10 protein-coding genes are annotated in these 11,232 nt (G+C 63.6%); 3 read left to right on the plus strand and 7 right to left on the minus strand.

Going from position 1 to position 11,232, the window contains the following annotated elements; translation table 11 throughout:
• Window positions 1–103: 103 nt before the first annotated feature.
• The 6 genes from guaA to IEY62_RS02155 form a co-directional block, all read right to left on the minus strand.
• Window positions 104–1,693, minus strand: coding sequence for a glutamine-hydrolyzing GMP synthase (guaA, locus tag IEY62_RS02130; protein ID WP_189013527.1), 1,590 nt, complete (start codon window positions 1,691–1,693; stop codon window positions 104–106).
• 109 nt (window positions 1,694–1,802) lie between these two features.
• Complete coding sequence (locus IEY62_RS02135; RefSeq protein WP_189013529.1) at window positions 1,803–2,303, minus strand: DUF3817 domain-containing protein; 501 nt, start codon at window positions 2,301–2,303, stop codon at window positions 1,803–1,805.
• The gene (locus IEY62_RS02140) at window positions 2,300–3,166 is read right to left on the minus strand and encodes an SURF1 family protein (RefSeq protein WP_189013531.1); all 867 of its coding nucleotides are present in this window, start codon (window positions 3,164–3,166) and stop codon (window positions 2,300–2,302) included. Before IEY62_RS02140 ends, IEY62_RS02135 begins: the two co-directional genes overlap by 4 nt.
• Window positions 3,167–3,240: 74 nt before the next feature.
• Window positions 3,241–3,729, minus strand: coding sequence for a PTS sugar transporter subunit IIA (locus IEY62_RS02145; RefSeq protein ID WP_018776614.1), 489 nt, complete (start codon window positions 3,727–3,729; stop codon window positions 3,241–3,243).
• Window positions 3,730–3,776: 47 nt separating this feature from the next.
• On the minus strand, window positions 3,777–5,531 hold the full coding sequence (locus IEY62_RS02150; RefSeq protein WP_189013533.1) for a glycerol-3-phosphate dehydrogenase/oxidase: 1,755 nt from the start codon (window positions 5,529–5,531) through the stop codon (window positions 3,777–3,779).
• A gap of 161 nt (window positions 5,532–5,692) precedes the next feature.
• Window positions 5,693–6,826, minus strand: a complete 1,134-nt coding sequence (locus tag IEY62_RS02155; RefSeq protein WP_189013534.1) for a GuaB3 family IMP dehydrogenase-related protein — start codon at window positions 6,824–6,826, stop codon at window positions 5,693–5,695.
• Between the two features lie 235 nt (window positions 6,827–7,061).
• Between IEY62_RS02155 and IEY62_RS02160 the strand changes: the two genes are divergently transcribed.
• From IEY62_RS02160 to IEY62_RS02170, 3 genes are read left to right on the plus strand one after another with little or no spacing between them, the layout of a single operon-like run.
• Window positions 7,062–7,988, plus strand: coding sequence for a WXG100 family type VII secretion target (locus tag IEY62_RS02160; protein ID WP_189013536.1), 927 nt, complete (start codon window positions 7,062–7,064; stop codon window positions 7,986–7,988).
• A 49-nt stretch (window positions 7,989–8,037) separates the two neighbouring features.
• Window positions 8,038–8,676 (plus strand): hypothetical protein, encoded by a 639-nt coding sequence (locus tag IEY62_RS02165; protein ID WP_189013538.1) that lies wholly within the window; start codon window positions 8,038–8,040, stop codon window positions 8,674–8,676.
• A complete protein-coding gene (locus IEY62_RS02170) occupies window positions 8,673–9,323 on the plus strand; it encodes a hypothetical protein (RefSeq protein ID WP_189013540.1) in 651 nt (216 codons plus the stop codon). Before IEY62_RS02165 ends, IEY62_RS02170 begins: the two co-directional genes overlap by 4 nt.
• Here the strand turns inward: IEY62_RS02170 and IEY62_RS02175 are convergent.
• Window positions 9,320–11,218 (minus strand): ABC transporter ATP-binding protein, encoded by a 1,899-nt coding sequence (locus IEY62_RS02175; protein WP_189013542.1) that lies wholly within the window; start codon window positions 11,216–11,218, stop codon window positions 9,320–9,322. The two genes, IEY62_RS02170 and IEY62_RS02175, sit on opposite strands and share 4 nt — an antisense overlap.
• Window positions 11,219–11,232 lie beyond the last annotated feature (14 nt).

The raw sequence follows: 11,232 nt of genomic DNA on the forward strand, positions 1-11,232 counted from the left end.
GAAATTGCCCGGTTTCAATGCTTCATGTTTGTCGCACACCGGGTGGGAATTGCCGGAAAAGCACAGTGGCCGGCTTCCCGATGGAAGCCGGCCACTCAGAATGCTATTCCCACTCGATGGTTCCCGGTGGCTTGCTGGTGACGTCCAGCACCACTCGGTTAACCCCATCCACCTCGTTGGTGATGCGGTTGGAGATGCGCGCCAGGAGGTCGTAGGGCAACCTCGACCAGTCCGCCGTCATGGCGTCTTCGGAAGAGACCGGGCGCAGCACGATCGGGTGTCCGTAGGTGCGGCCGTCGCCCTGGACGCCCACGCTGCGGACATCGGCCAGGAGGACCACCGGCATCTGCCAGACGTCGTTGTCGAGGCCCGCGGCCGTCAGTTCGGCGCGCGCAATGGCATCAGCCTTGCGCAGCAGGTCGAGCCGCTCCTTGGTCACCTCGCCCACGATGCGGATACCCAAGCCTGGGCCGGGGAAGGGCTGGCGGCCTACGATTTCCTGCGGCAGGCCCAGTTGGGCACCTACGGCGCGAACCTCGTCCTTGAACAAGGCGCGCAGCGGCTCGACAAGCTCAAACTGCAGGTCATCGGGGAGCCCACCTACGTTGTGGTGGCTCTTGATGTTTGCAGCACCCTCGCCACCGCCGGACTCGACGACGTCGGGGTACAGCGTGCCCTGGACCAGGAACTTGATCTTCTCGCCTTCGGCAGCAGCCTGGGCGACGATGGCCCGCTCTGCTTCCTCGAAGGCGCGGATGAATTCGCGGCCGATGATCTTGCGCTTGGTTTCGGGATCGCTGACTCCGGCAAGAGCCGACAGGAAGCGTTCCTGCTCGTTGGCAACATAGAGGTTAACGCCCGTTGCGGCCACGAAGTCACGTTCGACCTGTTCCGCTTCGCCTTCACGGAGCAAACCGTGGTCAACGAAGACACAGGTGAGCTGGTCCCCAACGGCACGCTGGACCAGGGCAGCGGCAACAGCGGAGTCAACGCCACCGGAAAGGCCGCAGATGACCTTGGAATCGCCGATCTGCTGGCGGATGCGCTCCACCTGCTCTTCAAGGATGTTGCCCGTGGTCCAGTTGGGGCTCAGGCCGGCGCCCTTGAACAGGAAGTTCTCCAGGACATGCTGGCCAAGAACGGAGTGCTTCACTTCCGGGTGCCACTGCACGCCGTAGAGGCGCTTCTCGTCGTTCGCGAAGGCAGCCACCGGGGCTCCGGCGGTCGTTGCCAGCACCTCGAAGCCTTCGGGTGCCTCGTGGACGGAGTCGCCGTGGCTCATCCAGGTGTTCTGGGAGGCCGGGACGCCGTCGAGGATGGACCGCGCGTCACCCACCAGGAGCGCTTCGGTTGCGCCGTACTCGCGCAGCCCGGTCTGGGCCACTTTGCCGCCCAAGGCGTTCGCCATGGCCTGGAATCCGTAGCAGATACCAAAAACGGGAACCCCGGCCTCGAAGAGGTCGGCGCCCACGAACGGTGCGCCTTCAGCGTAGACGCTGGAGGGGCCGCCTGAAAGGATGATGGCTGCCGGGTCTTTGGCCAGAAGCTGCTCGGTGGTGAAGGTGTGCGGAACAATTTCCGAATACACATTTGCTTCACGGACGCGGCGGGCAATCAGCTGCGCGTACTGGGCACCGTAGTCAACAACCAGCACCGGCTTCTGGGAAGTCTGGGGTGCGGTGGGAGTAGTCACCAACCAAGACTACTTTGCCGGACCGCCCCCGTGCACGTTGACAAGGGCGGCCGGAGGCCAAAACGGGCACTCCCGTTAGGCATCTCACATCGGGAACGACCGGCGGCGCCTAGTAGCGCTTGGAAGCCTGGGGGTTGGCTGCCAGTTCTGCTTCGACCTGTGCATGGAACTTCTTCTCCACAATGAAGGACAACAGCGGAACGACGCCGCCCAGTGCCAGCAGCACCATCTTGGAGAACGGCCACCGCATCAACGACCACAAGCGGAAGTTGGACACGAGGTAAACCACGTACATCCAACCGTGCACGATCAGCACTGTGGTGGAAATGTTGAAACCGCCAATGACGCCCTTGGGCTCGGACTCGGCGAAGCCAAAGCCGAAGGGCTGGCCGGTCACAGCGTTGGTTCCACCGGCGAAGAGCGAAACACCGAAGACGTAGCGCGCAATCAGTTCAGCACACAGCAGGAGCAACATGGCACCGGTCAGGTAGGCCATGACTTTGTAGAACTTCAAGGCCGAACGGATCTGGGCCTCCGTGCCGCCGAACCGCCGCTTTTTGGGCTTGGGTCCTGACTGCTCAGGCTGGATGGCAGGTTTGGGCTCAATCATTGCTGCACCTTATGTTCTGGGTCGGGACTTGCAGGTTCGGTGGTTGCGGGCAGGGGATGGGGGTCGTCCGGGAACTCGTCGTCATACTCGTCGTCCTCATCCTCTTCGAGGTCCCGCCGGTAGTCATCACGCACCAGCCGCCACCAGATAAAGACGGAGAATCCGGCGAACACCACCCATTCAACGGCGTAGAAGAGGTTCAGCCAGTTGATCTGTTCCGCCGGCGGCTGCGGCGGAATATTGAGGGCCTTGACATCGGCGCCCAGTGGGAGCGTCACACCGCCTGCCACCTCGGATGTGGCCGCGATGAAACCCGGGTAGCTTGAAACTTCCCAGCTGTTGATGAGTTCCGCAGTGGAGACCGCGGACGCGCGGCCCGGTCCGGCGTCGACATTTGGTACGGGCGCTTCGGACGGGATGAGGCGACCGGTCAGCGTAAGGGTGCCCGACGGCGGCGGACCGGCCTGCGCTGCATCGGCCACCCAGCCGCGCGCAACGGGAATCCACATCTGCGGTGACGCTGCGACACCTTTGAGCGTAGGAGCGTCCTGGACCGCGAAGGCCGTGACGATCCAGAAACCCTTTTGGTTGTTGTACAGCCTGCCTTCGACCAGGACCTGTTTGGCTGGATCGTAAGAGCCGGTGGCCGTGACCATCTGGTCGGAGACCGAGCCAGGGAAGAAATGGCCCGGCCGCAGGACATCAACCAGGGGTTTGACTACTTCAGTGGTGGAAGCAGCAGGGCTCTCGTGCTGGGTGGACCGGCTGAGCTGCCATTGGCTGAGCAGCACAAACACCCCGGACAACACAAGCGCAAAGACCAGTCCTGCGATCCAGCGGGGTTTGAGAGCGGTTTTCAACACCCCTTAACCGTACTTCGTCCGGCTGTAGAACAACGAAACGGCCCCCGGGATACCCTCGGAGGGCCGCCCCGCCTTTAGTGGTCGAAGAAGACCAGGCTGGAATTGATGAGCTCTGAAATCACTTCGGGGTCGTGCGCGCGGCGCAGGGACTCCCTGAACGACTCCTTGGAGAGGGACCGCGCAAGCGTGGCCAGAACTTCAAGATGGTCCGAGAAGGAGCTGGCAGGTGTGGCGATGAGAAGGATCAGCGTGGCCGGCCCATCGGCCGCTCCGAAGTCCAGCGCGTGGCCAAACTTGGTGACGCCCACGGCGATGGAGATCCGGTCCACGAATTCGCTGCGTGCATGCGGAAGGCCGATGCCCCCGGGGAGCCCCGTGGCCAACTGGTGTTCGCGTGAATGTACCTGCTCCAGGAAACCATCGAGGTCCGAGATCCTGCCGGCCTGATGGAGTTTTTGAGCCAACTGTGCTGCGGCGTCGATCTTGTCCTCGGCAACAAGTTCAAGGATGACCGTGTCGGGGGTGGTCAGTTCCGCATCATATCGGTCCAGTGGTTCAGCCAAGTCGTGTTCCCTCCATGTGGCCTCCCGGCCTCAACTCCCTGCGCCTGTCAGCGGAGGGGAACGATGTCATCCACTCCCATGCGTGCGGCATCGGCCGATTCGTCATCGGGTTGCTGCTGGCTGAGTCGTTCAGCCTCCACACGTGCAAGGTAGTGCTTGATCTCGCTCTCACGCTGAGCATCGCTCCAGCCCAGGATTTCTCCCATCAGCTTAGCCACTACAGGCGCCGCAGACACACCCCGGTCCCACGCTTCGATGGAGATCCGGGTACGGCGCGTCAAAACGTCGTCGACATGCCGTGCGCCTTCATGGGTGGTCGCGTAGACGACTTCGGCCGCGAGGTAGTCGTCGGCGCCCGGAAGAGGCTCACCCAGTTCGGGCCTGTCGGAGATCGCGGCAAGGACTTCCGATGCCATGGAGCCAAAGCGGTTAAGCAGGTGCTCCACGCGCGCCACGTGCACGCCGGCTTGCTCGGCGGACCTCCCCCGCCGGTTCCATGCCGCTTTGAATCCCTCAGCTCCCAGCAAAGGAATGGTGTCGGTGCAGCTGGAAGGGACACGCTCGTCCATGGCCCTCGTTGCCTCGTCCACGGCATCCTTGGCCATGACACGGTAGGTGGTGTACTTCCCGCCGGCCACCACCACCAGTCCGGGGACGGGGTGGGCCACCACGTGCTCGCGGGACAGTTTGGCGGTGGAGTCGTTGTCTCCGGCCAGGAGGGGACGCAAGCCTGCGTAGACTCCTTCCACATCCTCACGCGTCAGCGGGCGCTTGAGCACCTTGTTGACGTGTTCCAGCACGTAATCGATGTCCTTGCTGGAGGCGGCCGGATGGGCCTTGTCCAGCTTCCAATCGGTATCCGTGGTCCCGATAATCCAATGCCGCCCCCAGGGAATGACAAACAGCACCGATTTCTCGGTCCGCAGGATCAATCCAACAGTGGACTGGAAGCGGTCCCGTGGCACCACCAGGTGGATTCCCTTGGAGGCGCGGACCTTGAGCTGGCCGCGGTCGGTGACCATGGCCTGCGTTTCGTCGGTCCACACGCCGGTGGCGTTCACCACCTGCTTGGCCCGGATCTCGAAGACGCTGCCATCCTCCTGGTTTTCCACCTTGGCACCCACCACGCGTTCGCCCTCCCGGAGGAAGTCCACCACGCGGACCCGGTTGGCTGCATGGGCACCGTAATGGGCCGCTGTCCTGACCACGTTGACCACCAGCCGGGCATCATCGACTTGGGCGTCGTAATAGCGGATCGATCCTACGAAGGCATCGTCTTTGAGGCTGGGAGCCGCACGCAGCGTGCCACGGCGGAAGAGGTGCTTGTGCATGGGAACACCACGGCTGTGTCCGGAGGTCAGACCCAGGGTGTCGTACAACATGATGCCCGCGCCCACGTAGGGGCGTTCCCAGAAGCGGTGGGTCAGCGGATAGAGGAACGGTACGGGTCGGACCAGGTGGGGGGCGATCTGCTGTATCAGCAGTCCGCGCTCCTGCAGGGCTTCCTGGACCAGGCCAAAATCCAGCATCTCCAAATAACGGAGGCCACCGTGAATGAGCTTCGAGGAACGGGATGACGTGCCGGACGCCCAATCCCTGGCTTCGACAATGCCGACGGTGAGACCGCGCGTGACTGCGTCCAAGGCAGCACCGGCACCCACCACGCCGCCACCGACAATCAGAATGTCCAACTCCTTGCCCGGCTCGGCAGTGGCTTTCAGGACATCTATGGACGCGGCACGGGATTCCGGGCTCAGTGCCCCCGGAGAATTCACCTGCGGACCGCCTGCGACATTGCTCATCGGACCCCTCCTCAAACGCAACAGCTGGTAATCCCCTACCCTACTTGCTGCTCGTCGCCTTGGGCAGGGCCGCCGATGAGGTGCGTCCGGACAGGATCCGGCAAAAAAAGGACCCCGGGAGCAAAGCGCGCTGCTCCCGGGGCCCTCCTTCCGTCCCAGTCCTAGCCGAGGTACGGCGAGACGACGACGTCGACCCGCTGGAACTCTTTCAGGTCCGAATAGCCTGTGGTCGCCATGGAGCGACGCAGGGCGCCGATGAGGTTGGAGGTGCCGTCGGTGTGGTGGCCGGGACCGAAGAGAACTTCTTCCAACGGGCCCACAGTCCCAACGTTGACCCTGTCGCCGCGCGGGAGTTCAAGGTGATGGGCTTCCTGGCCCCAGTGCCAGCCCTTGCCGGGGGCTTCTTCAGCCCGCGCCAGTGCGCTGCCCAGCATGACGGCGTCGGCGCCCATGGCAACTGCCTTGACGATGTCGCCCGAGGCGCCCATGCCGCCGTCGGCAATGACATGCACGTAGCGGCCGCCGGACTCATCAAGGTAATCGCGGCGGGCGGCGGCGACATCGCTGATGGCCGAAGCCATCGGCGAGTGGATGCCCAGAGCCCGGCGCGTGGTAGTGGTTGCCCCGCCGCCGAAGCCGACCAGCACGCCGGCTGCGCCGGTGCGCATGAGGTGCAGCGCCGGGGTGTATCCGGCTGCACCGCCGACGATCACGGGAACGTCGAGTTCGTAGATGAACTGCTTCAGGTTCAGCGGCTCGTGGTTCTTGGAGACGTGCTCGGCGGAGACGGTGGTGCCGCGGATGACGAAGATGTCCACACCGGCTGCGAGGACCGTCTTGTAGTGCTCCTGGGTCCGCTGCGGCGTCAGGGAGCCTGCCACCGTTACGCCGGAGGCGCGGATTTCGGCAAGACGGCTGGTAATGAGTTCAGGCTGGATCGGTGCCTGGTAAAGGTCCTGCATCCGCCGGGTAACGGCGGGGCTCGCGGTTTCACCGGCGAGCGCTGCGATCTCATCCAGCACGGACTGCGGATCCTCGTAGCGTGTCCACAGGCCCTCGAGGTCCAGGACGCCAAGGCCACCCAAGCGGCCCAACGCAATGACGGTTTCCGGCGACATGGCCGAGTCCATGGGTGCTGCGATCACCGGAATGTCGAACTTGTAGGCGTCGATCTGCCAGGAGACGGAGACGTCCTTGGGATCGCGGGTCCGGCGGTTGGGGACGATCGCAATGTCGTCCAGGGAGTAGGCACGACGCCCACGCTTGCCACGGCCAATCTCAATCTCATAAGTCACGGCTCTTACTTTACTGGACCCCTCCCGGAACCCCGATTCGGCAAATCGCGTGAGCCCTTCACAAAGTGACGAAAGAAGCCTTAAGACGCTCGAACAGACGCTCGAACCATCCCGCATGCCCGTGCTGCCTGCCGTGTGTGCCGGGCAGTTTCCACATGGGCAGAGGTGCCCATGGCACGATGCCGGACGAATCCGATAGCCTGCGGAAACACACCACACCATGCAAGGGGGAACCATGGCGCCCGGATTCTACGGAGCCGACATTGAACAGCTCCGCTCGTTATCCAAACAAATGGGACAGGCCGGCAGCCGGCTCCAGAACCAGGAACTCCAGGTCAACAGCCTGATCTCCAGCGTGGCGTGGAAAGGAACCGACGGAGAGCGCTTCCGCCGCGATTGGACCAGCACCCTGCGGCCCATGTTGCACAAGGCGTCCCGTTCCCTGGATGACGCGTCCAAGATGCTCCGTACCCAGGCCGATGAACAGCAGAAAGCCAGCACCGACGGCGGCGTGGCCGGCCGCGGACCAGGTGGGCCGGGCGGACCGGGTGGGCCAGGCGGCCCGAACGTCCCACAGGTTCCGGGCGGCACTGGAAGCCAGGCCACCCCTACCACTGGTTTGGAAGGCGTTCTCGGCGTCACCGGCAGCCAGGGATGGTGGGCCGGAAACGCCCTCGTCACCGCGAACGGCCTGGCGGCGGACTCCATCCTGGCCCAGATGGCCAAAGGCGGGTTGGTGACAGAACTGACCAAGTGGCCGTGGCTTAGTGCCCAGTACGGTCAGGCCGCCGGCGCGGGGTATGTCAAGGGAACCCAGCTGCTCAACGGCAGTTCGATGCTTGGCCGTGTGTCGGGAGCCTTGGGAGTCGTGACCGGCGGGTTGCAGGTCTACCAAGGCATCCAGACCGGACATCCCGGAATGGCGGTGGACGGCGGGATCTCTGCCGCCTTGGCCGTGGGCAGCTTTGTCCCGGTGATCGGACCTGCCTGTGCCATTGCCGGTATCGCGTGGGGCGGCCTGGGCCTTTTGGCCACCAACATGGGCTACGACTCCGCTTCTTCGATGATCGCCGACGGCGCCAAACATGCCTGGGAAGGCGCCCAGAATGCTGCCGGGGCAATAGCCGATGGTGCAAAAAAGGTCTGGGGATGGCTCACCTGATCCCGCGACTTCCTAGACTGGACACAGAACCGCTCAAAAGAAGGCAGAAATGACCACTCAGACCGAAGAAACCCAGGCATTGCTCATTACCGAACATGAGCTCATCGCACTCATTGCACTGGCTGGTACCGACGGCGCGCTGAGGTGCCAGACCCTCTTCCGCCTCGACCACGCAGCCGGGGCTCCCCTGGAACAGGCAGGGGTTTCCACGCTGTTGGAGCGTGGACTGATGAAGATCGAAAACGACGCACTCCAGCCTGTCGGCCCGGCTGCAACAGTTACAGCAGTGCTTGCGGATTCCACGTCGTGGCTGGAAACCGCCCTGGTGACCCCGTCCTCTGAACATGTCTCCTTCATGTTCGGCGCCGAACAGGGCGCCCTGCTGCTCAACCTCAGCAAGTACGGCGTCCACGAACTGCACCCGATTACAGGCTCCGAAGGCATGGTCACCACGGCCATTCAGATGGCCGACTACTATCTGAACCAAGCGCCGGACGGGTTCCCCGCGGCCGCCACAACCCGGCGGCATTTCAAGGACGGAACCTCCCGTGCAGTCCACGTCAAGGCGGAGGCTGACGGTTCCCTTTCAATCGCCGCCGGCGAGGGCGAAAACCTGGATTCGTCGGTCCTCGCGCCCGAGCAACTCGATTCGCGAATCCGCGCTGGGCTGGAGCAGCAAACCGCGTGAGCTACCAGTCCGGCCCCGCTCCACTTTTCCACTCCGACCGCTCCTTGGACCATTGGCTGTCCCCTGAGCTCTCCGCCATCTCTCCGGCGAATGCGCGCTCCCGTCTGCGCGAAATTGCCGGCGCGCGCGGCGCCTACATGGGAGCCTGGGCTGCCGGGATCGGAATCGGAGGGATCCTCGTCCTCCTGGGCGTGGTCCTCGCCGTCCGGCTTGGCACATTTGCGACCGTTGCCGCCCTCAGCCTTCCCGGCGCGGCAGTCGCGGTGTTCTGCGGCGTCTTCTACGTCCGGGTTCGGGACCGGTTGCCGCGGACAAGCCGGGCGCTGGTCAACCGTGGACCGGGGAGCATGCGGGGAGCGTTTTCCTTCGTGGGCTTCATCCTGGTCGTCTTCATTGCTCTGTTGGGCTTCACGGCCAAGCCATCGACCTGGCAGGATCCCGGGGCCCTGCTGACGCTGGCCACAATTCTCGTCTTTATGGTCGCCCTCCTCGTGGTTGGAATCATCGTTCCGGCCACCATCATGGGCCGTTCACGGGAATCCCTTCGCCGCAAAGCTGCGACTGATCCCCGCTTCCGGGCGCTTTTGGAACAGGACCTTGCCACTTGGCGGGATCCCATTGGCGATGCCGGGTACGGCCCGCTCTAAGCCTCCGGGCTCTCCCGGCTGGTCTCGTCCACCGAAAGCTGGGATTCGAACATCCGGAAGTACCGGCCACGCAGGGCAACCAGCTCCCTGTGCGTGCCTTGTTCGGCGATGCGACCGTCTTCCAGCATGTAGACGATGTCTGCCTTCTCAATGGTGGCAAGGCGGTGGCTGATGGCGATGATGGTGCTGCTGCGGTCGGCGAAGAGCCGTGTGAAAATCCGGTGCTCGGCCAGGGCATCAATGGCTGAGGTGGGCTCGTCCATCACCATGAATGAGGCGTCACGGTAGAAGTTGCGGGCCATTGCCAGCCGCTGCCACTGGCCGCCGGAGAGCCCGCTTCCCTTCCGCCCGCGTGGATCCTCCATCCAATTGCTGACATGGTTTTCCAGCCCGTTTGGCAGCTTGTCGATGAACTCCATGGCCTCCGCGTCGGACGCCGCCTTCCGGATGCGCAGATCGTCCCGGGGAAGGTCGACGTCGCCGAGGTAGATGTTCTCTGCGGCCGTGGCGAACTCGTACTTCAGGAATTCCTGGCTCAGGACTGCCAGGTGCCGGTGCCAGCTGGTCACCTCGATTCCGGCCAGATCCTTCCCGTCCAACAAGACCTGGCCGGAGTCGGGCCGGTAGAGCCCGGCCAGGATGCGGATGAGCGTGGATTTCCCGGCGCCGTTCTCCCCCACGATGGCGATGTGCTGCCCGGCCTTGATGGTCATGGAAATACCCCTGATGACTTCCATGTCGCTTCCCGTGTAGCTGAAGCGGATGTCACGCAGTTCCACGGTAGTGGGCGACGCTTCCAAGGGTTGTTCGTGGCCGCTGGGCACCGGCAACGCCATGAACAGCTCGTAGTCCTTCAGGTTGGCGAGGTCCTCGTCGATGGAACTGAGCGAGGACACCAGGTTGTTCGCCGTTGACAATGCACGGCTGACGATCTGCTGGACGTAGAGGAACTGTCCCACGGGCTGGGCCCTGGCAATGATCTGCCCCACCACCCACACCAGCGACACAACTTCAGCGCCGTATTGCAGGGCGTCGGCAGCCAGCTGTTTGGGGATATACCGTTTTTGGAAGTCCAGGCGCCTGCGTTCGTCGGCATCCCTCAACCTGGAGCGGAGTTCCATGAGGTAGCCGACAATGCCGTACAGCCGCATCTCGGCAATGTGCTGTGGCCGGAGCAGGTTCTGCTCGATCATCCGGCGCTGCCTGCGCGAATCCACCTGGGTGTTCCAATGGGCGATCTGTTCACGCGACAGCTTGAACTGGAGGTAGACGCTTGGGACGATCGCCACCAGCACGATCACGGCAATCCACCAACTCACCAACAGCAACGCGCCGACGGCAAGGATCACCGAGACCAGCTGCGTGAAGATGGCCGCAATCCGGTCCAGGACCCGCGCATACGAGTCCGAGAACCGCTTGGCCCGATCATAGAGATCCACTGTCTCTTTGTCGTCATAGCGCCAGAATTCAAGGGCCAGGAACCGTTGGTACATCAGGTCGCCCACGATGGCGCCCACCTTGAAGCTCATCAACTGCTGGATGTAGCGGTCCACGCTGCTGAAAGCACCCCAGAACAAGCCCAAAGCTGCCGTGATAACGACGTACAGCACTGCGCGCGGGCCGGCGTCGGGGTCTCCTGCATAGCCGGCCGCCAGGGCCGTGGTGGTCAGCGCTGCGAAGTACGTGGTGACCAGCGGCAGGGTGGCGGAAATCACCGAGCCAAGGACCTTCATAATGACCGCCACCGGTGACGCCTTGAAACTCACCTTCAGGACCTGCCCGACGGCGCGTGCATACGGCCGCAAGGCCAGCTTGCGGGGCGGCGCTTTCCCCGGTTGGCCCGGGTTCAGCGGGATCGACTCCGGGTGCCGCGGTTGCGCGGGCTTCTCTGACATGTGCCCAGCCTATT

The sequence above is a fragment of the Paenarthrobacter histidinolovorans genome (genome assembly GCF_014647595.1).
Lineage (GTDB): Bacteria > Actinomycetota > Actinomycetes > Actinomycetales > Micrococcaceae > Arthrobacter > Arthrobacter histidinolovorans.